Genomic DNA, 21,797 nt, shown 5'->3' on the forward strand with positions numbered 1-21,797 from the left:
GGCGCAGGGGTCGGGCGCGGGTGGCTCCGCCGCCGGTCGCGTCGGCGGTCCGGGGGCGGGCGGTGCGGCTTCCGCCGGGGGCCCGGGCGCGGGTTCCGGCGGGCCCGGGTTCGGGGCCGGCAAGGCCGCCGCGGCCCGTGCCGCCGCGGCGCAGGCCGAGGGCCGGGCGGGCGCCGCGGCCCAGGTCGCCGCTCCCGCCGCTCCCGCCGTGCCGCAGCAGTCCACCCCCGTCACCAGCGGGCCCGGCGGCGGGCAGTCCTCCTGGGCGCAGCAGGTGCACCAGCTCGCGGGGGCCGGCGACGAACAGTCCGTGGCGCCGTGGAAGCCACCCGTGGAGGACCCCTTCCAGGCGATGGCGCGGCGGCAGGCCGCGGCCCGGCCCGCGGCACTCGGCAAGCGGCTGGCGGCCCGGCTGATCGACACCGTGGCCGTCGGCGCCGTCACCGCGGTGGCCGCCGTGCCGCTCGGTGCCAGGGCGGCCGACCACATCCAGGAGAAGATCGACGCGGCCAAGCTCTCCGGCCGCACGGTCACGGTCTGGCTGCTCGACGGCACGACGGGCACCTACCTCGGCAGCGTCATCGCGGTCCTCCTCCTCGTCGGCGTCCTCTACGAGGTGCTGCCCACGGCCAAGTGGGGCCGCACGCTGGGCAAGCGGCTGTGCGGCCTGGAGGTGCGGGACATCGAGGGCCATGAGCCGCCGGGCTTCGGCGCGTCCCTGCGGCGCTGGCTCGTGCACACGGTCCCGGGTCTGCTCGGCATCGGGGTCATCGGCTTCGCGTGGTGCCTGTTCGACCGTCCCTGGCATCAGTGCTGGCACGACAAGGCGGCCCACACCTTCGTGGCGGGCTGACCGAGGGCCCAAGAGCCTGTCGTCACGGGAATGTGACGACAGGCCCTACGCCCGTTGCGGGAGGCGCGGATCCGCCGTAGGGCCTCGGTGATCCCGTACTCCGGACAGCCGCCCGCCGGATGCGGAACCGGGCGGTCCGCGGTCCACTCGGGCCATGAGCAGTGAACCGCCCCCCGGCTCAGGACAGCAGCCACCGGAAGAAGACCCGTTCAGGAAGCCGCCCCCGTCCGGTCCAGGGTCGGGCACGCCCTACGACACCCCGCACGGCGGCCAGGGCCGACAGCCGACGCCCCCGGGCGGTGGGGGAGAACAGCCCCCGCCCCAGGGCGGCGAAGGCGGGCAGCCCCCACCGGAGGGCGGCGCGGGCGGCGAGCCGCCACCGCCCTCCGGCGGACAGCCGCCACCGCCCTCCGGCGGACAGCCGCCACCGCCCTCCGGCGGCGAGCAGCCTCCGCCCTACGGTGGTCAGCAGCCCCCGCCCCACGGAGGTGAGCAACCCCCGCCCCACGGCGGCGGGCCCTACGGAGGCGCCGGTGGGCCCGCCGACCCGCTCGCCGGCATGCCCCCGCTCGCCGACAGCGGCAAGCGCACCCTCGCCCGCATCATCGACCTGATCCTGGTCGGCATCGTCGTCTGGCTGCTCACCTGGGCCTTCGGGGTGCGCGAGTACCAGATGAACGGCGACAAGGTCGAGGTCGGCAAGTCGTTCGCGCAGTCGCTGATCGCCGCCGTGCTCTACATCGCCTACGACACCATCCTGATCTCCAGGACGGGCCAGACCCTGGGCAAGAAGTGGCTGGGCATGCGCGTGGCCAACCTGGACAACGGCGCCACGCCCTCCGTGCAGACCTCGCTGGTCCGCGCGCTGGTGCTGTGGATCCCGTTCGCGTTCTGCTGCGCCTGCATCTGGACCGCGATCTGCGGCGGTTGGAGCTTCTTCGACCGGCCCTACAAGCAGGGCCTGCACGACAAGGCCGCCAAGACGGTGGTGGTCAGCACCGGGTGAGCCCGGCGGGCCGCACGAGCCGCCGGGGGACGACAGCAGTCGGCGGGTCCATAACCCTCACGGACCCGCCGACTTCGTGTGTCACTCAGCGAGCGGTGGGCTCGCGCACGGGCTCGGCCACGGCGGTCACCGGCTTGCGCGGCGCCGGCACCACCCGCTCGGCGGTGGTCGGCGTCCCGGCCGTCGGGGCGACCGTACGAGACTTGGGCAGGGGGACCGTCAGGGCGACCAGCAGCCCCAGGGCGAGCGACGCGAGGGCGATCACGGCGATCCCCACTCCCGAACTCGTCTGCGACAGCAGCAGCATGGCGAGCGTCGAGAAGATCACGGTGCATGAACCGTAGGCGAGCTGTGCGGCAGTCGGACGAGGCATGGCAATCGTGTCCTCGGAGGATATTGGGGGTGAGGCGGGTAAGCGACCTGGCTTTTCCGCCGACTTCCGGGCGTTCCACATTCGACTCTATTCGCGTGCATGCCCGAGCGGAACGGCCGGTAAGCATGGCCTAACTCACGGTACCGGTGCACAGGGGGCGCACGGAGTCATGCGTCCAGCAAGTGGAGGGTCTCATGCGCCGGTTGGGTATGCCACAGGCATCCTCGTCGAACGGCGGCCACGCATAGTGTAGTTGTCCTGCTCAAGTCAAGATCTGTCTTTTCTCTTGAACCTCTAGTCAAATGTCGTCACTTGACTACACGCGTTGATCAGGCGCGCACGGACCCGTCAAGCCCGGGACCACCTTTCCCGTGCGCGGCGACGCGGGGGAGGAACTCAAGTGACCAGCAGACCCTGGACGTTCAGAGTCGCCGCGGTCGGTGTTGCGCTCGCGGCGGCCTCGGCCACGTTCGCGACGTTCGCCGTCGCGGAGGCGAGCACCACCGCCGCGTCGGCTGCCGCGACCCGGCACGACCCGGCCCCGGTGAAACAGGAGACGCACAACCTCGACGGCCCGCTGAGCCGGACCCAGGAGGCCCAGCGTCAGGAGGCCCTCAACCAGGTCATCGCCGGCAAGGCCCAGGTGAAGGACCGCGACGGTTCGAAGGTCGTCCGGCTCGACCGCGGGAGGGGCGACGGCAAGTACGTCGAGTTGGGCCGCGAGAAGACCGACAAGATCTTCACGATCCTGGTCGAGTTCGGCGACCAGGCCGACCCCCGGTACGGCGGCTCCGCCGGCCCGCTGCACAACGCGATAGGGGCGCCGGACCGCACCAAGGACAACAGCACCGACTGGAAGTCCGACTACAACCAGAAGCACTACGAGGACCTCTACTTCGGCACCGGCAAGGCCACCGAGTCGCTGAAGAAGTACTACGAGAAGCAGTCCTCGGGCCGTTACTCGGTGGACGGCGAGGTCTCCGACTGGGTCAAGGTCCCCTACAACGAGGCCCGTTACGGCAACAACGCGTGCGGCTCCAGCACCTGCTCCAGCGTCTGGGACGTCGTCCGCGACGGTCTGAACGCCTGGGTCGCCGACCAGAAGGCGGCCGGCCGCTCCGACGCCGACATCAAGGCGGACGTGGCCCAGTACGACCAGTGGGACCGCTACGACTACGACGGCGACGGCGACTTCAACGAGCCCGACGGCTACCTCGACCACTTCCAGATCGTGCACGCCGGTGAGGACGAGTCCGCGGGCGGCGGCGCTCAGGGCGAGGACGCCATCTGGGCCCACCGCTGGTACGCCTTCGGCACCGACGCCGGCGCCACCGGCCCCGACCACAACAAGCTCGGCGGCACTCAGATAGGCAACACCGGCATCTGGGCCGGTGACTACACCATCCAGCCGGAGAACGGCGGCCTGGGCGTCTTCGCCCACGAGTACGGCCACGACCTCGGACTGCCGGACGAGTACGACACCGCGGGCGGCGAGAACTCCACCGGTTTCTGGACCCTGATGTCGGCCGGCTCCTGGCTCGGCCGGGGCCAGGAGGCCATCGGCGACCTGCCCGGCGACATGAACGCCTGGGACAAGCTCCAACTGGGCTGGCTCAACTACGACGTGGCGAAGGCCGGCCTCACGTCCTGGCACAAGCTGGGCCTCGCCGAGTACAACACCAAGTACCGGCAGGCGCTGGTCGTCGCGCTCCCCGACAATGCGGTCACGACCGAGATCGTCACCCCGGCGCAGGGCTCGACGCAGTGGTGGAGCGGCAGCGGTGACAACCTCAAGAACACGCTGACCCGTTCCGTGGACCTGACCGGCACGTCCTCGGCCGCGCTGACCCTGGACGGCTGGTACGACATCGAGGCCGGGTACGACCACCTCTACACCGAGGTGTCGACCGACGACGGCGCCAACTGGACCGCGCTCGACGGCACGGTGGACGGCGGGCCCATTCCGCGCGACGCCAGCGACAAGCCGGCCCTGACCGGCACGATCGACGCCTACCAGAAGCTGTCGTACCCGCTGGATGCCTACGCGGGCCAGAAGATCCAGCTGCGCTTCCGCTACCAGACCGACGGCGGGGTGGCGCAGAAGGGCTTCGCGGCCGACCGGATCGCCGTGACCGCGGACGGTGCGACGGTCTTCTCGGACGACGCGGAGAGCGCGGACGCGGCCTGGACGGCGAACGGCTTCTCCCGGGTCGGATCGTCGTTCACCAAGGACTACAAGCAGTACTACATCGCCGAGAATCGCCAGTACGAGTCGTACGACAGGACGTTGCGGACCGGCCCGTACAACTTCGGCTTCTCGACGACCCGTCCGGGCTGGGTGGAGCATTACCCGTACCAGAACGGCCTGTTGATCTGGAAGTGGGACACCTCCCAGCAGGACAACAACACCGGCGCCCACCCCGGTACCGGTCTGATCCTCCCGGTCGACTCGCACCCGGGCGCCCTGCGGTGGACCGACGGCACGCTGATGCGCAACCGCATCCAGGCATACGACTCGACGTTCAGCCTGGAGCCCACGGACGGCATCACGCTGCACAAGGCGGACGTGCCGACCGTGATCAAGCCGTCGAGGGGGGTGCCGGTCTTCAACGACCACACCAGCACGTACTACGACCCGGCGAACCCGGCCGGCGGTGTGAAGATCACTGACACCAACACCAAGATCAAGATCGCCAGGCAGGCGTGGGACGGCTCGACGATCGAGATCGAGGTCGGTCCCGCAGTGAAGTAGTTTGCATCCTCGCAGGTCAGAGGCGTATCGGCGGCGGCCCCTTGGCGGGTCGCCGCCGATCGTGTTTAGGTGCGTCCTGTGGCGCTCTTATTGACACCGGCTGACGCCGACCAAAAACGGGGATGTGACTGAATGGCCGCAGGAGGTTTCTGCAAGCTGCCGAACGGCACGGTGGTGGTGGCACTGAACCTGCCCAGCCCCACCGCCGACGGCTCGTCCGCGGGCCCGCCCACGTGCGGAGTGCGGGTGCTGGTGCACGCCCACAACCGGGCGCGGGCCCTGACCCGGCTGCGCAACCTGGGCATGCGGGCGGTCTATCTGCGTGGCAATGCGGCCCCGCCGACCCCGGACGAGATCACGGCGGTCCTGCACCATCCGGACGGCCTGATATGGCGTACCGCCCCCGCCGCGGACGTCACGACGGCGGAGCTGACGACCGAGCTGTGGCACCCGATCAGGGCCCTCCTACGCCCTAGCGCTCCGCTGGGTGGGGCGGGGTTGGGGCGGTGATTTTGTGCGGGGGCGCGCTGCTGGGTTGGGTGTGATCGGGTTGTTGGTTGGGTGCGGGTGGGTTGTGGCTGGTCGCGCAGTTCCCCGCGCCCCTTTGGGGTGCTGTTGGGTCGCTTCGCTGGGTGGGTTGTGATGTGCCGGTGTCGCGGCTCTGTGCGCGGTTCCTCGCGCCCCTTCAGGGTGTGGTCCAGCGCTTTGTTGGGGCTCGGCTAGGTGGAGGGGGGCTGGACGAGGGGTTTGCCGGTGAGGGTTGCGCCTGCTTTGCGTAGGTCTTCGATCGCGCGTTGGGTCGTTTGCTCGGCCACTCCGGCGGTCAGGTCCAGCAGGACGTGGGTGCGGAAGCCCTCCCGTACGGCGTCCAGGGCGGTGGCGCGCACGCAGTGGTCCGTGGCGATGCCCACCACGTCCACCTCGTCGACCTCCCGCGCCCTGAGCCAGTCGGCCAGGGACACCCCGTTCTCGTCGGCGCCCTCGAAGCCGCTGTAGGCCGCCGCGTACGCCCCCTTGTCGAAGACGGCGTCGATCGCCCCGGAGGCGACCGCGGGGGCGAAGTTCGGGTGAAAGCCCACGCCCTCCGTACCGGCGACGCAGTGCGCGGGCCAGGAGTCCACGTAGTCGGGGTTGTCGGCGAAGTGGCCACCGGGCGCGATGTGGTGGTCACGGGTCGCCACCACATGCCGGTAGCCCGCCGTGGCCTGGCCGATCAGCTCCGTGATGGCGGCGGCCACATCGGCACCCCCGGCCACGGCCAGGCTGCCCCCCTCGCAGAAGTCGTTCTGCACGTCTACGACGATCAAGGCGCGGCGCATGGTCGTGTCCTTCGACTGGCGGTCCCCCCGGCTCCCGGAGCCCGGGGGAGGGAAGCTATGAGCCTAGAGACTTCGGCGGCGGTACGGGAGGGGGTCGTCGGGGGCGGGCGATGGCGATCCCGCTCTAGCCGGCCGACCGTCCCGGGACATACTCCGTCGGAATGACGGGTTCCCCGCGCGACAGCTGCGTAGCGGACAGCGGCAGATCGGCGCGGGCGGCGGCGTGCCGGTCGCGCACGACGTCCAGCGGCTCGCGGGCCACCACCTCGCCGGCCTTGACCAGCTCGACCAGGAGCTGCCGCTCGACCAGATCCGCGGGCACCGGCCCGATGCCGATGACCTCGGCCTGCGCCACCCCTTCCGCGTCCAGCCGCCGGGCGGCCCACTTGCGCCCGCCGATGGAGGTCTTGCCGCCGGTGGACCGCTTGGCCACCGGCACCAGCGGTGCCCGCGGGTCGGTCGACTCGGCGCGCGCCACCAGCTTGTAGACCATCGAGCAGGTCGGATGCCCGGAGCCGGTGACCAGCTGGGTGCCGACGCCGTACGCGTCCACCGGGGCGGCGGCGAGCGAGGCGATGGCGTACTCGTCCAGGTCCGAGGTCACGACGATCTTCGTGTCGACGGCGCCCAGCTCGTCCAGCTGCTGCCGCACCCGGTGCGCGACCAGCAGCAGGTCACCGGAGTCGATGCGCACCGCGCCCAGCTCCGGCCCGGCGACCTCGACGGCGGTCCGGACGGCCTCGGCGACGTCGTAGGTGTCCACCAGCAGCGTGGTGCCCCGCCCGAGCGAGTCCACCTGGGCCCGGAAGGCGTCCCGCTCGCAGTCGTGCAGCAGGGTGAAGGCGTGGGCGGAGGTGCCCACCGTCGGGATGCCGTAACGGAAGCCGGCCGCCAGATCGGAGGTGGTGGCGAAGCCGCCTATATAGGCCGCGCGCGCGGCGGCCACGGCGGACAGCTCATGGGTGCGCCGGGCGCCCATCTCGATCAGCGGCCGGCTCCCGGCGGCCGAGGCCATCCGGGAGGCCGCGGCGGCGATCGCCGAGTCGTGGTTGAGGATGGACAGGACCACCGTCTCCAGGAGCACGCACTCGGCGAACGACCCCTCGACCCGCAGCAGCGGCGAGCCCGGGAAGTACACCTCGCCCTCGGGGTAGCCCCAGATGTCACCGCCGAAGCGGTAGCCGGACAGCCACTGGAGGGTCTCCTCGTCGACGATCTGCCGCTCCCGCAGGAAGCCGAGGACGCCCGCGTCGAAACGGAAGTTCTCGACCGCGTCCAGGACGCGCCCGGTGCCCGCCACGACGCCGTAGCGGCGCCCGTTCGGCAGCCGTCGGGTGAAGACCTCGAACACGCTGCGCCGCCCGGCGGTGCCCGCCTTGAGGGCCGCCTGCAACATCGTCAGCTCGTACTGGTCCGTGAAGAGCGCGGTGGACGGCACGTCCACCGGGAGCCCAAGGTCCGCTGTGTCCATGGCTTCGCATGCTACCCCCATTTCGTCAGTGTGACGATTTTTGCCGGGCGTGGCAGCATGGCCATGTGACGTCACCCGCGCCCGTAGAGATCGAACGCACCGAGTCGGCGGAGGAGGTCTTCGCCGTACCCGAGCCCGACGTCCCCTGGGTCACGATCGTGCACAACGACCCGGTCAACCTCATGAGCTATGTGACGTACGTCTTCCAGGCGTACTTCGGCTATCCCAAGGACAAGGCCACCAAGCTCATGCTCGACGTCCACCACAAGGGCCGGGCGGTCGTCTCCAGCGGCAGTCGCGAGGAGATGGAACGCGACGTGCAGGCCATGCACGGCTACGGTCTGTGGGCCACCCTCCAGCAGGACCGGAAGTAACGACCCCACCGATGCCAGGACACTTCGAACCGCTCCCCGGCGGCGGCGCCGCCGTCGCGCTCGACGACGTCGAGATCTCCATCATCCGGTCGCTGGCCGTCCAGCTGCTGGAACTGATCGGCCCCGGCCCCGCCCCGGACGCCCCCGCCGACCCGCTCGCCGAGCTGTTCGCCGAGGGCCCCAGCGAGCCGCCCGACGACCCGGTGCTGCGCCGCCTCTTCCCGGACGCCTACAGCGACCCCGAGCGGGCGCCGGACTCGCCCGAGGAGGCCGAGGAGCGGCAGGCGCACTCCGCCGAGTTCCGCCGCTACACCGAGAACGACCTACGGGCCGGCAAACGGGAGAACGCCCTCGCGGTGATCCGCGCCCTGGACGCGCTGGCCGCGGCGGGGGAGGGCGGTGCGGTCCTCAAGCTGTCGTCGGGGGAGTCCCGGCAATGGCTGGGTGCGCTCAACGACCTGCGGCTGGCGATCGGCTCCCGGCTGGAGATCACCGACGAGGACGACACCGATCTGCTCTACCGGCTGCCGGACGAGGACTCGCGCAAGCCGATGGTGATGGCGTACCTGTGGCTGGGCGGGCTCCAGGACACCCTCGTCTCGACACTTTTGCCCTGATCCGTCCCGTTGCCGCGTTTGCTGGTCGCGTTGGCTGCTCGTGTCCGCGTACCGCGTTCGCCTGCCGCGTTCGTGAGTCGTGTCCGCTTGTCGTGACCGCTTGCCGTGTCCGTTTGTTGTGTTCGCTCAGAGGACGCTCGGATTCGGATAACGATCGCGTCATCAAAGTGACCCTCTTTATGGCGACTGCGCACCTCTTGTCCCCTTTTTCCGTGTGATGCGTCACAGTGCACCGGTGTGATCTGTATGGCTGTCGTGGTACATCTTCACGACCGCCCGGCGAACACCACCCGTGTTCGACCGGGTGCGCCGCCGAGCCGGTGACCACCGGCCAGGCGCGACTCCATCAGTCCGGGGGGATCGAGACCCGATCCGGGGCCGCCGAAGGGCCTGGATCGGCATGGAGAAAGGCGCACCACACATGACCTCATCGCAGGTCACCGAGGCACCTGAAGAGGGCTACGAGCGCGGGCTCGGCAGCAGGCAGGTCCAGATGATCGCGATCGGCGGTGCCATCGGCGTCGGTCTGTTCCTGGGAGCCGGGGCGAACATCGCCAAGGCCGGACCCAGCCTCATCCTGATGTACGCCCTCGCCGGCGGCGTCATCTTCTTCATCATGCGGGCGCTCGGCGAGCTGCTGCTCTACCGGCCCGTCTCGGGCTCCTTCGCCGAGTACTCCCGGGAATTCCTCGGCCCGTTCTTCGGCTACTTCACCGGCTGGACGTACTGGCTGATGTGGGTGGTGACCGGCATGGCCGAGCTGACGGCCGCCGCGATCTACGTCCACTACTGGTTCCCGTCGGTCCCGCAGTGGGTGACGGCCCTGGTCTTCCTCGTGGTCCTGTTCGTGGCCAACCTGATCTCGGTGAAGCTGTTCGGCGAGATCGAGTTCTGGTTCTCGATGGTCAAGGTCACCGCGCTCATCGGCATGATCGTGATCGGCCTGGGCGTGCTCACCTTCGGCTTCAGCGCGGCCGGCGACACCGCCACGGTCTCCAACCTCTGGCAGTTCGACGGCTTCTTCCCCAAGGGCATCGGCTCCTCCCTGATGACCCTGCAGGGCGTCATGTTCGCCTACCTCGCCGTGGAGCTGGTCGGCGTCACCGCCGGCGAGTCGGCCAACCCGGAGAAGACCCTCCCGAAGGCGATCAACACCCTGCCCTGGCGGATCGCGCTCTTCTACGTGGGCGCCCTCACCGTCATCCTGTGCGTGGTGAAGTGGACCGAGTTCGCCGAGGGGGTCAGTCCCTTCGTGAAGGCGTTCGCGGTCATCGGCATCCCGGCCGGCGCGGGCATCGTCAACTTCGTGGTGCTCACCGCGGCCCTGTCGTCCTGCAACTCCGGCATGTACTCCACGGGCCGCATGCTGCGCACCCTCGCGGACAACGGCGAGGCCCCGAAGGCGTTCAGCCGGCTCTCGGCCACCAAGACCCCCGCGCTCGGCATCACGGTCTCCGTCGCCTTCATGGCCATCGGAGTGGTCCTCAACTACGTCGTCCCGGAGAAGGCGTTCGGCTATGTGACCTCCGTCGCCACCGCGGCCGGCATCTGGACCTGGCTGATGATCCTGATCAGCCATGTCCGCTACCGCCGCGAGGTCGTCGCGGGCCGGCTGCCCGCGTCCTCCTTCCCGGCGCCGGGCGGCTCGGTGTGCAGCTGGATCGCCATCGTGTTCCTGATCTTCGTCACCGGACTGATCGCCTACGACGCCGACTCCCGGGTCTGCCTGTATGTGATGGCGGTCTGGGCGGTCGCGCTCGGCATCGGCTGGTTGGTGCTCAGGAACCGCACGCCCGGGATCACCGGACCCCGCGAACCGGCACTGGAGAAGGTGGTCTGAACGGGGAGGATCGTGGTGGAGCACGTGCGGTGCGCGTGCGGCGCGCGGTGAACGAACCGGCGGGGCCCCGACGGTCCCCCGCCGAGGGCGCCCGGCCGTGGCGCGTCACACGTGGCCGCCGCCGCGGCCCAGAGCGTCCGTCATATGGGCCGCTCCGTACCAGCCCTCGGTACGAGCGGCCCTTCTGCTTATCCTTGCCCGCATGCTGACCCTCACCCAGGACCTGTACGACCGGATCGTCGCGCACGCCCGCGAGGACCACCCGGACGAGGCGTGCGGCGTGGTCGCGGGCCCGGCGGGCACCGACCGCCCCGAGCGCTTCGTCCCGATGCTCAACGCCGCCCGCTCGCCCACGTTCTACGAGTTCGACTCCCAGGACCTCCTGAAGCTCTACCGCGAGCTGGACGACCGCGACGAGGAGCCGGTGATCATCTACCACTCCCACACCGCGACCGAGGCGTACCCGTCCCGCACCGACATCGGCTACGCCAACGAGCCCGGCGCCCACTACGTGCTGGTGTCCACGGCGGACGCCGACGGCCTCGGTGAGTTCCAGTTCCGCTCCTTCCGGATTCTCGACGGCGAGGTCACCGAAGAGGAGGTCAAGGTCGTCGAGGCGTACTGACCGACGCGTGCCGACCTGACCGACGCGTGCCGACCTACGCATACTGACCACAATTCGGTCAGAATTCATCCACTATGCGAGATCACATTCCAGGAAGCGGACCGGGAATCGATACGATGAGCCCATGGTTCTCCACGACGTGAGCGAGAAGGCGCGGGGCGTGTTGCTCGTGGCGCGGCTGCACGTCGATCTGTGCAGGCTGAACAGCGCCATCTGTTGACGTTTCCCTGCCGCCGTGCGCCCGTGAGCCGCGGCGTTCCCCCCGTGCCGAGAGCCTGGGGGGACCCCACTGTGCGCCCCGAACCGATACTTCCGACAGGAGCCCGCAACCATGGCCATCGAGGTCCGCATCCCCACCATCCTCCGCCAGTACACCGACGGTCAGAAGGCGGTGGAGGGCAGCGGTGACACCCTCGCCGCGCTGTTCGCCGACCTTGAGACCCGGCACGCGGGCATCCAGGCCCGCATCGTGGAAGACGGCAAGCTGCGCCGCTTCGTCAACGTCTATCTGAACGACGAGGACGTTCGGTTCGTCGACGGCATCGACAGCAAGCTGTCCGACGGCGACACCGTGACGATCCTGCCGGCCGTGGCCGGCGGCATGGCCTGAGCTGATCCCCGATGCGCTACGACTCCCCGCTCGCCGCGGTGGGCGGCACGCCCCTGGTCCGCCTGCCGCGCCTTTCACCGTCCGCCGACGTCCGGATCTGGGCCAAGCTGGAGGACCGCAACCCGACCGGCTCGGTCAAGGACCGCCCGGCCCTGCACATGATCGAGCAGGCGGAGAAGGACGGCCGGCTCACCCCCGGCTGCACGATCCTGGAGCCCACCTCCGGCAACACCGGCATCTCCCTCGCCATGGCGGCCAAGCTCAAGGGCTACCGCATGGTGTGCGTGATGCCCGAGAACACCTCGCAGGAGCGCCGGGACCTGCTCGGCATGTGGGGCGCCGAGATCATCTCCTCGCCGGCCGCGGGCGGCTCCAACACCGCCGTGCGCGTCGCCAAGGAACTGGCCGCCGAGCACCCGGACTGGGTGATGCTCTACCAGTACGGCAACCCGGACAACGCCGGCGCCCACTACGCCACCACCGGCCCGGAGATCCTCGCCGACCTCCCCTCGATCACCCACTTCGTCGCGGGCCTCGGCACCACCGGCACCCTCATGGGCGTCGGCCGCTTCCTGCGCGAGCACAAGCCGGACGTGAAGATCGTCGCCGCCGAGCCGCGCTACGACGACCTGGTGTACGGCCTGCGCAACCTCGACGAGGGGTTCGTACCGGAGCTGTACGACGCCTCCGTGCTCACCACCCGCTTCTCGGTCGGCTCGGCCGACGCGGTCACCCGCACCCGTGAGCTCCTCCAGCAGGAGGGCATCTTCGCGGGCGTCTCCACGGGGGCCGCGCTGCACGCCGCGATCGGCGTCGGCCGGAAGGCGGTGCAGGCCGGCGAGAGTGCCGACATCGCCTTCATCGTGGCCGACGGCGGCTGGAAGTACCTGTCCACGGGCGTCTACACGGCGGCCACGACGGAGGAGGCCATCGAGCGGCTCCAGGGTCAACTCTGGGCGTAGCGCCCCTCGGACCGGCGCCCCTGACCGCCGGATGGCGGACCCCGGCCGGTGGACCCCGGCCGTGGTCTGCGCGGGATCCGGACGGCCGGGGGGAACGTCACATCCGTACCGGGGCCCGACACCCGGCGGAAGGCGGTCACCCCCATGCGTCGTACGACGGTTCATCGCACGACCGTCCACTGCAGGACGGTCCACCGCACAACGGTCCACCGCACGGCGGTCGCCGCCGCGGCGGCCGTGATCCTGCTCGCGGGCTGCGGCGGCCGGGGCGCCGGCGGGACCGCGCAGGACGGCGCGGGCGGCGGCAGCGGCGGTAGCGGCGCGATGTCGTCCGCCCCGGCCACGCCGCCCGCCTCGGGCCCGCGGTCCTCCGGCCCGGCCACGCCGCCCGCTCCGGTCACGCCCTCCACTCCGGGCGCCCCGTCCGGCCCGGTCACGTCATCTGCACCGGGCACGCCCTCCGCTCCGGGAACGCTGCCGCCGTCGAGCCCGGCGCCGACGGCCGACGGCTGTGTGACCCGGGCCGAGCTGACCGCCGCCGACAACGGCCGCAGCCTGTGCCTGAAGCGCGGCGGGGAGGTGCGGATCACGCTGGACGGCACCGCGGACCGCCCCTGGAAGCCGCTCACCGCGAGCGGCGACGCGCTGAAACCGGCCAACCCGGGCTTCGTCATCCTGCCCGGCGACGCGGTCGCCGCCTACGAGGCCATCGCCCCCGGCACCGCACGGCTCACCTCGTCCCGCCCGCTGTGCGCACGAACCGACCCCGGCCAGGTCTCCTGCCTGGGCATCCAGAACTGGGCGGTCGCCGTACGGGTCCGCTGAGCCGCACCCGCGCGGACCGGCCCGTACTCAGGTGGCCAGGTGCCGCACCTGGTCCCACAGGACCGGATCGACCACGCCCACCCGGCGCCGGAAGTCCCACACCGGCACCTGGCGCAGCTCGTCCGTCTCCAGGAAGCTCGGGCGGCCGTGCGCGTCGCCGACGGAACCCGGCGGAAGCGGGATCACCCCGGCGCGTTCGTCGTGATACTTGCTGGAGATCTTCGCCACCGTGGCCCGCTTGCCGTGCACCGCCAGCACCAGACAGGGCCGGTCCTTCGCCCGCCCGTCTCCCACCGCTGTCCTGCCTGACGTGCTGCGCGCGGCCCCTTCCGACTCTGGCCCGCCTCCGTAGGGCAGGTTCACCCACCAGATGTCACCCGGCCGCGGCCGCTCCGCGCGCGCCCGCGGATGCTCCTCGCGCCCAGGCGGTCGCGTCCCGCGCCGCGCCGGGCGACGGCCGCGTCCCCAGCCGTCGACGAGCGTGGCAACCAGCGCGAGCAGTACCACCGCCGCGAGCGCCAGCCACCAGGACGTGTCCATATCGTTGACGGTACCGGCGCGTGCAACCCTGCGCGCGCCCTCTGCCAAGACACCCGCGCATCAGGTCCAGCCGAACCGGTGACACCACAGGTGAGTTCGCCCACAACGGCCCCTGGCGAAGGAGCGACCCGTGCTGTCGCGCCGTACGCTCGACGGACCGCACGACCCCTGTGTGCGCCTTTCCTGAACCCCTTTCACCCTTTCTGGAGAGTTCCATCCGGTTCGCTCCAGCCGGATTCACCGCCAACGGAGGTTTCTGCTTCATGAAGCTCACCGTCGTCGGCTGCTCGGGGTCGTTTCCGTCCGCGGACTCGGCCTGTTCGAGCTACCTCGTCGAGGCCGACGGCTTCCGGCTGCTCCTCGACCTGGGCAACGGCGCCCTTGGCGAGCTGCAGCGCCACTGCGGTCTCTACGACCTCGACGCGATCTTCCTCAGTCATCTGCACGCCGACCACTGCATCGACATGTGTGCCTATTTCGTGGCGCGCTATTACCGGCACGACGGCGGACGCGCCGCCCCGCTCCCGGTCTACGGACCCGAGGGCACGGAACAGCGGCTCACCACCGCCTACGCCGACACCCCCACCGCCTCGTCCATGAGCGAGGTCTTCGACTTCCACACGGTCAAGCCGTCCACGTTCGAGATCGGCCCGTTCACGGTGCACACCGAACGGGTGCGGCACCCCGTGGAGGCGTACGGCATCCGCGTCGAACACGGCGGGATGTCGCTGACGTACTCCGGCGACACGGGTGTCACCGCGGCGCTCGACGAGCTGGCCCGGGACACCGACCTCTTTCTGTGCGAGGCCGCGTTCACGTACGGCAAGGAGAACATCCCCGACCTGCACCTCAACGGCCGTGAGGCGGGCGAGACCGCCGCCCGCGCGGGTGCCCGGCGCCTGGTCCTCACCCACATCCCCCCATGGACCGACCCCGAGGCCAACCTGACGGACGCCCGCGCCGTCTTCGACGGCCCGGTGGAGCTGGCCGCGCCCAGGGCGTCGTACGAGATCTAGTCCGTACGCGGCGCAGGCCAGTACGCACGAGCACGAGAAGGCCCCGAAGCCGCCTCCGCGGTTCCGGGGCCTCCGTTCTGCCATGCGCGGGGCTTAGAGCTGCGAACAGAATGGGCGCCCGGCGTGCGACGCCTGGCACGCACGCTCGCGGCGTTGCCGAAACGCCCTAGTAGCTCCGCTACGAGGACCTTCCGGCGCCTTGCGATCGCACGCACCAGACGCCGCACGCTGATCGGACTCCCATCCTGTTCGCAGCTCTTACGCCTTGGTGAGGTCCTCGACCTCCTCCTCGGGCTCGCGGCCCGGGGTCAACAGGTCGAACCTGACGATGGCGAAACGGAAGGTCGCGTAGTAGACGCCCGCGAAGACCAGGCCGATCGGGATGATCAGCCAGGGCCTGGTCGCCAGGTGCCAGTTGAGCGCGTAGTCGATGAGACCGGCCGAGAAGTTGAATCCGGCGTGCACGCCCAGGGCCCAGGTCACCGCCATCGACACCGCGGTGAGCACCGCGTGCAGCACGTACAGGACCGGCGCGACGAACATGAAGGAGAACTCGATCGGCTCGGTCACACCCGTGACGAACGAGGTCAGCGCGAGGGAGATCATCATGCCCAGCACGGCCTTGCGGCGCTCCGGGCGGGCGCAGTGGGCGATGGCCAGCGCGGCGGCCGGCAGACCGAACATCATGATCGGGAAGAAACCGGACTGGAAGAGACCGGCGGACGGGTCACCGGCCAGGAACCGGGTGATGTCGCCGTGCACGACCTCACCGGCCGAGTTCTTGAAGTCGCCGAGCTGGAACCAGGCCACGGTGTTCACGAACTGGTGCATGCCGACCGGGATCAGGGCCCGGTTCACGGCGCCGAACAGGGCCGCACCACCCGCGCCGAGGCCGGTCATCCACTCGCCGAAGTGCGCGATGCCGTTGCCGATCGGCTCCCAGACCAGGCCGAAGAAGACGCCCGTCACGAGGCCGACGAAGGCCATGATGATCGGCACGAGCCGTCGGCCGTTGAAGAAGCCCAGCCAGTCGACCAGCCTGGTGCGGTGGAAACGCTGCCACAGCACGGCGGCGAGCAGACCCATGATGATGCCGCCGAGCACCCCGGGGTCGTTGTAGACGGCCGGAATGTCCTTGCCCTTCTGGACCACCTCGGCGGAGACCGGGAACGCCTGGAGGACCTTGCTGTAGACGAGGAAGCCGACCACCGCGGCGAGCGCGGTCGAGCCGTCCGCCTTCTTGGCGAACCCGATGGCGACACCGATGCAGAAGAGGAGCGGCAAGGAGCCGGTCAGCGCGCTGCCCGCCTGGTTGAACACGGCGGCGCCCCGGTCCCAGCCGAGCCCGTCCTTGCCGAAGATGTCGTCCTGGCCGAGCCGGACCATGATGCCCGCCGCCGGCAGTACGGCGATCGGGAGCTGCAGGCTGCGGCCGACCTTCTGCAGGCCCTGGAACAGGCCCGACCCCCGCTTCTTCGCGGGGGCCGCCGTCGCGGTGGCGGTGCTCATGCTGCCTCCATCGGGGGGTGGTCTACGCCGCTCAGTGGTGTAGACCTGTTGTAGCACGATGAGGGGCATGCAAGGAACCCACGAATTGCATAAGCACAGTGCCATCGCCGGTCATCTCTTCGTGACGCCTTCGACCTCCTCTTCTATCTCCCGTCCAGGAGTCTTCGGGTCGAACCTGATGATCGCGAAACGGAACACCGTGTAATTGGCAACGTAATAGACAACGGTGAAGCACGGCCCGAGCATCATTCGGCATGGACGACCCGATCGCTCGCGAAGCCGCGCCAACTATGGGTTACTGCCACAAAGCGGTACGGATCAGGGAGAGAGAACATGGCCAGCAAGGCTGAGAAGATCGTCGCCGGCCTCGGCGGGGTCGACAACATCGAGGAGATCGAGGGCTGCATCACCCGGCTGCGCACCGAGGTCGTGGACCCCTCCAAGGTCGACGAGGCCGCCCTGAAGGCCGCCGGCGCCCACGGCGTCGTCAAGCTGGGCACCGCCATCCAGGTCATCGTCGGCACCGACGCCGACCCGATCGCCGCGGAGATCGAAGACATGATGTGACCCCGCTGCACCCGGGAACCCCGCGACCTCTCGGGCCCGCCCACGCACCCCGTCACGGGCCACCCACACGCGGCCGGAGTGCACCCGCCGGGGGACTAGGCTCAACGCCATGTCTCGAATCGACGGCCGCACCCCCGAACAGCTCCGCCCGGTCACCATCGAACGCGGCTGGAGCAAGCACGCCGAGGGCTCCGTCCTCGTCTCCTTCGGCGACACCAAGGTCTTCTGCACCGCATCCGTCACCGAAGGCGTCCCCCGCTGGCGCAAGGGCAGCGGCGAGGGCTGGGTCACCGCCGAATACTCCATGCTGCCCCGCGCCACCAACACCCGCGGCGACCGCGAGTCCGTCAAGGGCAAGATCGGCGGCCGTACCCACGAGATCTCCCGGCTCATCGGCCGCTCCCTGCGCGCCGTCATCGACTACAAGGCCCTCGGCGAGAACACCATCGTCCTCGACTGCGACGTCCTCCAGGCCGACGGCGGCACCCGCACCGCCGCCATCACCGGCGCCTATGTCGCCCTCGCCGACGCCGTCACCTGGGCCCAGGGCCGCAAACTGGTCCGCCCCGGCCGCCGGCCCCTGACCGGCACCGTGAGCGCCGTCTCGGTCGGCATCGTCGGCGCGATCCCACTCCTCGACCTCTGCTACGAGGAGGACGTGCGCGCCGAAACCGACATGAACGTCGTCTGTACCGGCGACGGCCGCTTCGTCGAGGTCCAGGGCACCGCCGAGGCCGAACCCTTCGCCCGCGAGGAACTCAACGCCCTGCTCGACCTCGCCGTCACCGGCTGCACCGAACTCGCCGCCCTCCAGCACAAGGCGCTCGAAGCCACCCTCGAAAAGTAAAGGGAGCACCAAAAGGCAGTGGGCCGCGGGGCAACCCCGCCGCCCTGCCCGGCGTCCCTATGAGTACGGGCGCACGGCATCCACCGTGCGCCCGGCCAGCCGGAACCGGGGAGGGAACCCAATCATGGCCGCGAGCCGACGCCACCGTCGCGCCCGTCTCAGCACCATCGCCGCCGTCACGGCCGCCGTCGCACTCACCACCGGCCTCGCCACCGGCTGCGACGCCGTCGACAAGGCCCTGGACTGCGTCCGCACCGCCGACTCCATCGCCGACAGCGTGACCGAACTCCAGCAGGCGGTGGAGAACGCGGCCACCGACCCCACCAGCGCCGACGAAGCCCTCGACGCCATCGAGAAAAACCTCGACAAGATCGGCGACCAGACCGACGACACCGACGTCAACAAGGCGGTCGACGACCTCGGCAAGGCCGTCGGCAACATCCGTACGGCGATCAAGAACGGCGACAGCACCCCCGACGTCGGCCCGGTCACCGACGCGGCCGGCGAACTGACCAAGGTCTGCACCCCGTAAACCCGCCGACAAGACCGCCGACAACCCGTCGGCGGGGGCGGGGGATACTGGCCCGCATGACCCGCTTGATCCTCGCCACCCGCAACGCCGGAAAGATCACCGAACTCCGCTCGATCCTCGCCGACGCGGGCCTGCCCCACGAACTCATCGGCGCGGACGCCTACCCGGACGTCCCCGACGTCAAGGAGACGGGCGTGACGTTCGCCGAGAACGCGCTGCTGAAGGCGCACACCCTGGCCCGGGCGACCGGCCTGCCCGCCGTCGCCGACGACTCGGGCCTGTGCGTCGACGTCATGAACGGCGCCCCCGGCATCTTCTCGGCCCGCTGGGCCGGGCAGCACGGCGACGACAAAGCCAACCTGAACCTGCTGCTCGCCCAGCTCTCCGACATCGCCGACGAACACCGCGGCGCCCACTTCGCCTGCGCGGCGGCCCTGGCCCTGCCGGACGGTCGCGAGGCGGTGGTCGAGGGCCGGCTGCGGGGGACCCTCCGCCACGCCCCCGCGGGCACGAACGGCTTCGGCTACGACCCGATCCTCCAGCCGGACGGCGACACCCGAACCTGCGCCGAACTGACCCCGCCCGAGAAAAACGCCATCAGCCACCGCGGAAAGGCGTTCCGCGCCCTGGTACCGGCGATACGAGAGCTGCTGGGCTAACACCACGAAGAGGCCCCACACCTACGAATCGAATGTGTGGGGCCTCTTTTACCTGTGGGCCCGGTGGGACTCGAACCCACGACACACCGGATCTAAACCGACGCCCTCTTGGCCAGCTGGGGTACGGGCCCGCAGCGCTGCCTACTTTACTGTGCGCCGCGAGGGGCGGCGTCGCCCCCCTCTGCACCAGGTACTGGTAACCGCATGACAGTTGGGGCACAGCAGCCGCAGGTTCTCGCGCCGGTCGTCGTGCCAGTCCCCGTTGATGTGATCGACCTCCAGCGTCATGGGACGCCCGAGCCACTGTGGCCCCACCCCGCACCGGGCGCACTCCTCTGGGACGCCGACCGAATGGAGCGCACGGCGCAGCCGTGAGGTCCGTGTCCGGCGCTCACCCTCGTGCTGTACCAGGACTTCCGAGGGATGCCGTCTGTTCGGGGCTCGCTTTCCCCGTTGGTGTGCCTGTCCCAGGAAGTGGTCGGTCGGCAGACGCTCCTCCGTGATCCACTTCCTGAGACTGGCACGTTGCCCGCAGTTGTCCGGGCGGCCCAGGCGGCGCAGCACCTCCGCCAACGACGCCGACTCGGCCACCGCGCCACGCAGTTCGCCGGGTGTGGGGCGGCGGAGCCTGCCGACGGGACGGAAATGCGAGACGTCGATGCCGAAGTGGGCGAAGCGCTTCAAGATGTATCGCCGGAGGCTCCCGTAGGGACTGGTGCCGAGGTAGGCGATGACCTCGTCGACATCGGAGCATTGCCGGGCAGCCTCCATCAGCCGCTCCCGGGTGTACCGCACGACGTCACTCATGCGGCGCCGTCCTGTTTCGCGACGTGCCGCGGCCTCGGTAACTGTCCGTGGTGGAGTGGCAGTTGGGGCAGAGTAGCCGCAGGTTCTGGATCTCGTTGTTGCGCCAGTCGCCGTCGATGTGGTCGACCTCAAGTGGCAGCGGTTCCCCCAGCCACACCGGCGCCATACCGCACATGGCGCAACGCTCCTCGATGCCGTGCTTCAGCAGGGCCCGCTTGAGACGGCTGCTCTGCATCCGCCGGGCGTTGGCCGCTGACTGCTTGACCAGCAACCCCTCCGGTGCGCGATGGCGACGCACGTCCCCCCGTTTCGGCACCCGGAAGTGGGAGGTGTTGATGTCGTACGCCTTGATGCGGCGGCTGATGTGTGTGTGGTGCCCGCCGACCACATCGATTCCGAGATGGCGCAGCACCTCGCTCATGGTGGACGAGGCCGACACCGCCGCCTGGAGGATCTCGCGGGTCCACTTGGTTCCCTCCCGCTCGAAGTGGGACGTGTCGATCCCCAGCCTCCTCATGCGGTCCCGGATGTAGTTCCGGGTGGAGCTTCGTGGGTCCACCCCCAGCCGCCCCAACGCCTCCGACAGTGTCCGCGCCCCCTGGGCGGCGGCCTCCAGCCGGTCCCTGCTGTATGCACTGGCCCCCATCGCGGTTCCCTCCGTTTTCTCGGCCGTCTGTTCGTGGACTCGTATGGAGTAACGAACCGTTTATCGGACGGTCACGGTCGAAAAGCGGAGCGGCCCGCCTCGGGACAACCGGGGCGGGCCGCTCGGTGCGGAGGGGTGGGGCTCAGATGTTCAGGTCCTTGATGATCTTGGCGACATGGCCGGTGGCCTTGACGTTGTACAGGGCCCGTTCCACCGTGCCCTGCTCGTCGACGATCACCGTGGAGCGGATGACGCCGACCACCGTCTTGCCGTACAGCTTCTTCTCGCCGAAGGCGCCGTACTCCTCCAGGACCCGCTTGTCCGGGTCGGCGAGGAGGGTCACCTTCAGGGACTCCTTCTCGCGGAACTTCGCCAGTTTCTCCGGCTTGTCGGGGGAGATGCCGATCACGTCGTACCCCGCGTCGGCCAGCAGGTCCAGGTTGTCGGTGAAGTCGCACGCCTGCTTGGTGCAGCCGGGGGTGAGGGCCGCCGGGTAGAAGTACACGATGACCTTGCGGCCCTTGTGGTCCGACAGGGACACCTCGTGGCCGTCGGCGTCAAGGAGGGTGAAGGCGGGGGCCACGTCCCCGGGCTGGAGTCGCTCGCTCATCGGTCTAGCGTAACGGGGGGTCCTGGCAGTGCGGCGGCGTGGAAGGCTGACAGACTGTCCGAAACAGCACCAGCAGACTTCGGAGGCCGTACGGTGGCGGACACGTCGGACACCAGAACCCCGGCGCAGATCGAGGCGGACATCAGGCGCCGCCGTGAAGTGCTGGCCGAGACGCTCGACGAGATCGGGGTGCGGGTGCATCCAAAGACCGTCGTCGGGGATGCCAAGGCCAAGGTCGTCGCCAATGTCGACCACACCCTCGGGCGGGCTTATGTGCAGGTCAACCGGGTGATCAGCGATGTCAGGGGACAGTTTGTCGACGAGGATGGGGCGCCGCGTCTCGAACGCATCGTGCCGGTCGCCCTCGTCGCCGTCGGGGTGGTGGGGCTGCTCGCCCTCGGATCCCGGCGTCGCAAGGGCTGACCCGGTCGCTTACG

The 21,797-nt window shown here is 70.0% G+C and carries 26 protein-coding genes and 1 tRNA gene; 18 read left to right on the plus strand and 9 right to left on the minus strand.

Annotated features, from left to right (window positions below):
- On the plus strand, positions 1-853 hold an 853-nt coding region (locus tag ACWEKM_RS10610), incomplete at its 5' end, for an RDD family protein (protein WP_451620788.1).
- 154 nt (positions 854-1,007) lie between these two features.
- Positions 1,008-1,859: an RDD family protein gene (locus ACWEKM_RS10615; protein ID WP_451620789.1), complete on the plus strand. Its 852-nt coding sequence runs from the start codon at positions 1,008-1,010 to the stop codon at positions 1,857-1,859.
- 85 nt (positions 1,860-1,944) lie between these two features.
- Here ACWEKM_RS10615 and ACWEKM_RS10620 read toward each other — a convergent pair whose 3' ends face one another.
- Positions 1,945-2,232: a hypothetical protein gene (locus ACWEKM_RS10620; RefSeq protein ID WP_451620790.1), complete on the minus strand. Its 288-nt coding sequence runs from the start codon at positions 2,230-2,232 to the stop codon at positions 1,945-1,947.
- 400 nt (positions 2,233-2,632) lie between these two features.
- On the opposite strand from ACWEKM_RS10620, the gene ACWEKM_RS10625 reads away from it, so the two are divergent.
- Positions 2,633-4,984, plus strand: a complete 2,352-nt coding sequence (locus ACWEKM_RS10625) for an immune inhibitor A domain-containing protein (RefSeq protein WP_451620791.1) — start codon at positions 2,633-2,635, stop codon at positions 4,982-4,984.
- Positions 4,985-5,116: 132 nt separating this feature from the next.
- Entirely contained in the window at positions 5,117-5,494 is a 378-nt protein-coding gene (locus tag ACWEKM_RS10630) for a hypothetical protein (RefSeq protein WP_451620792.1), read from the plus strand.
- 209 nt (positions 5,495-5,703) lie between these two features.
- Here the strand turns inward: ACWEKM_RS10630 and ACWEKM_RS10635 are convergent, their stop codons facing one another.
- Positions 5,704-6,303, minus strand: coding sequence for an isochorismatase family protein (locus ACWEKM_RS10635; protein WP_451620793.1), 600 nt, complete (start codon positions 6,301-6,303; stop codon positions 5,704-5,706).
- Between the two features lie 124 nt (positions 6,304-6,427).
- Positions 6,428-7,774, minus strand: coding sequence for a nicotinate phosphoribosyltransferase (locus ACWEKM_RS10640; RefSeq protein ID WP_451620794.1), 1,347 nt, complete (start codon positions 7,772-7,774; stop codon positions 6,428-6,430).
- An 8-nt stretch (positions 7,775-7,782) separates the two neighbouring features.
- Here ACWEKM_RS10640 and clpS point away from each other — a divergent pair, with 8 nt between their 5' ends.
- The 8 genes from clpS (at position 7,783) to ACWEKM_RS10680 (ending at position 13,627) form a co-directional block, all read left to right on the plus strand.
- On the plus strand, positions 7,783-8,148 hold the full coding sequence (clpS, locus tag ACWEKM_RS10645; protein ID WP_451620795.1) for an ATP-dependent Clp protease adapter ClpS: 366 nt from the start codon (positions 7,783-7,785) through the stop codon (positions 8,146-8,148).
- An 11-nt stretch (positions 8,149-8,159) separates the two neighbouring features.
- Positions 8,160-8,765 carry a DUF2017 domain-containing protein gene (locus tag ACWEKM_RS10650; protein WP_451620796.1) on the plus strand — a complete coding sequence of 202 codons (606 nt, stop codon included), beginning with the start codon at positions 8,160-8,162 and terminating at the stop codon, positions 8,763-8,765.
- A 421-nt stretch (positions 8,766-9,186) separates the two neighbouring features.
- Positions 9,187-10,605, plus strand: a complete 1,419-nt coding sequence (locus ACWEKM_RS10655) for an amino acid permease (protein WP_451620797.1) — start codon at positions 9,187-9,189, stop codon at positions 10,603-10,605.
- A 202-nt stretch (positions 10,606-10,807) separates the two neighbouring features.
- The gene (locus ACWEKM_RS10660; protein ID WP_451620798.1) at positions 10,808-11,230 is read left to right on the plus strand and encodes a Mov34/MPN/PAD-1 family protein; all 423 of its coding nucleotides are present in this window, start codon (positions 10,808-10,810) and stop codon (positions 11,228-11,230) included.
- A 124-nt stretch (positions 11,231-11,354) separates the two neighbouring features.
- Positions 11,355-11,450 carry a putative leader peptide gene (locus tag ACWEKM_RS10665; protein ID WP_451620799.1) on the plus strand — a complete coding sequence of 32 codons (96 nt, stop codon included), beginning with the start codon at positions 11,355-11,357 and terminating at the stop codon, positions 11,448-11,450.
- Positions 11,451-11,561: 111 nt separating this feature from the next.
- The gene (locus ACWEKM_RS10670) at positions 11,562-11,840 is read left to right on the plus strand and encodes a MoaD/ThiS family protein (protein WP_451620800.1); all 279 of its coding nucleotides are present in this window, start codon (positions 11,562-11,564) and stop codon (positions 11,838-11,840) included.
- Between the two features lie 11 nt (positions 11,841-11,851).
- Positions 11,852-12,802 carry a PLP-dependent cysteine synthase family protein gene (locus tag ACWEKM_RS10675; protein ID WP_451620801.1) on the plus strand — a complete coding sequence of 317 codons (951 nt, stop codon included), beginning with the start codon at positions 11,852-11,854 and terminating at the stop codon, positions 12,800-12,802.
- A 144-nt stretch (positions 12,803-12,946) separates the two neighbouring features.
- Positions 12,947-13,627 (plus strand): hypothetical protein, encoded by a 681-nt coding sequence (locus tag ACWEKM_RS10680; RefSeq protein WP_451620802.1) that lies wholly within the window; start codon positions 12,947-12,949, stop codon positions 13,625-13,627.
- Positions 13,628-13,654: 27 nt separating this feature from the next.
- Here the strand turns inward: ACWEKM_RS10680 and ACWEKM_RS10685 are convergent, their stop codons facing one another.
- On the minus strand, positions 13,655-14,167 hold the full coding sequence (locus ACWEKM_RS10685) for a type II toxin-antitoxin system PemK/MazF family toxin (RefSeq protein WP_451620803.1): 513 nt from the start codon (positions 14,165-14,167) through the stop codon (positions 13,655-13,657).
- Positions 14,168-14,430: 263 nt separating this feature from the next.
- Between ACWEKM_RS10685 and ACWEKM_RS10690 the strand changes: the two genes are divergently transcribed.
- The gene (locus tag ACWEKM_RS10690) at positions 14,431-15,183 is read left to right on the plus strand and encodes an MBL fold metallo-hydrolase (RefSeq protein ID WP_451620804.1); all 753 of its coding nucleotides are present in this window, start codon (positions 14,431-14,433) and stop codon (positions 15,181-15,183) included.
- A 258-nt stretch (positions 15,184-15,441) separates the two neighbouring features.
- Here the strand turns inward: ACWEKM_RS10690 and ACWEKM_RS10695 are convergent, their stop codons facing one another.
- Positions 15,442-16,692 (minus strand): PTS transporter subunit EIIC, encoded by a 1,251-nt coding sequence (locus ACWEKM_RS10695; RefSeq protein WP_451620805.1) that lies wholly within the window; start codon positions 16,690-16,692, stop codon positions 15,442-15,444.
- A gap of 333 nt (positions 16,693-17,025) precedes the next feature.
- Between ACWEKM_RS10695 and ACWEKM_RS10700 the strand changes: the two genes are divergently transcribed.
- From ACWEKM_RS10700 to rdgB, 4 genes are all read left to right on the plus strand, one after another.
- Complete coding sequence (locus tag ACWEKM_RS10700; protein WP_451620806.1) at positions 17,026-17,259, plus strand: glucose PTS transporter subunit EIIB; 234 nt, start codon at positions 17,026-17,028, stop codon at positions 17,257-17,259.
- A 109-nt stretch (positions 17,260-17,368) separates the two neighbouring features.
- Positions 17,369-18,106 (plus strand): ribonuclease PH, encoded by a 738-nt coding sequence (rph, locus tag ACWEKM_RS10705; protein WP_451620807.1) that lies wholly within the window; start codon positions 17,369-17,371, stop codon positions 18,104-18,106.
- Between the two features lie 124 nt (positions 18,107-18,230).
- The gene (locus tag ACWEKM_RS10710; RefSeq protein ID WP_451620808.1) at positions 18,231-18,638 is read left to right on the plus strand and encodes a hypothetical protein; all 408 of its coding nucleotides are present in this window, start codon (positions 18,231-18,233) and stop codon (positions 18,636-18,638) included.
- A 56-nt stretch (positions 18,639-18,694) separates the two neighbouring features.
- Positions 18,695-19,297, plus strand: coding sequence for an RdgB/HAM1 family non-canonical purine NTP pyrophosphatase (gene rdgB, locus ACWEKM_RS10715; protein WP_451620809.1), 603 nt, complete (start codon positions 18,695-18,697; stop codon positions 19,295-19,297).
- 55 nt (positions 19,298-19,352) lie between these two features.
- Here the strand turns inward: rdgB and ACWEKM_RS10720 are convergent.
- The 4 genes from ACWEKM_RS10720 to bcp all read right to left on the minus strand — a co-directional run bounded on the left by ACWEKM_RS10720 (position 19,353) and on the right by bcp (position 21,360).
- A tRNA-Leu gene (locus tag ACWEKM_RS10720) sits at positions 19,353-19,428 on the minus strand.
- A gap of 10 nt (positions 19,429-19,438) precedes the next feature.
- Positions 19,439-20,104, minus strand: a complete 666-nt coding sequence (locus tag ACWEKM_RS10725; protein ID WP_451620810.1) for an HNH endonuclease signature motif containing protein — start codon at positions 20,102-20,104, stop codon at positions 19,439-19,441.
- On the minus strand, positions 20,097-20,750 hold the full coding sequence (locus tag ACWEKM_RS10730; protein ID WP_451620811.1) for an HNH endonuclease: 654 nt from the start codon (positions 20,748-20,750) through the stop codon (positions 20,097-20,099). Before ACWEKM_RS10730 ends, ACWEKM_RS10725 begins: the two co-directional genes overlap by 8 nt.
- A 142-nt stretch (positions 20,751-20,892) precedes the next feature.
- Positions 20,893-21,360 (minus strand): thioredoxin-dependent thiol peroxidase, encoded by a 468-nt coding sequence (gene bcp, locus ACWEKM_RS10735; RefSeq protein ID WP_451620812.1) that lies wholly within the window; start codon positions 21,358-21,360, stop codon positions 20,893-20,895.
- Positions 21,361-21,453: 93 nt separating this feature from the next.
- Between bcp and ACWEKM_RS10740 the strand changes: the two genes are divergently transcribed.
- Complete coding sequence (locus tag ACWEKM_RS10740; protein ID WP_451620813.1) at positions 21,454-21,783, plus strand: DUF3618 domain-containing protein; 330 nt, start codon at positions 21,454-21,456, stop codon at positions 21,781-21,783.
- Positions 21,784-21,797: the final 14 nt, after the last annotated feature.

The sequence above is a fragment of the Streptomyces sp. NPDC004752 genome, from assembly GCF_053601275.1.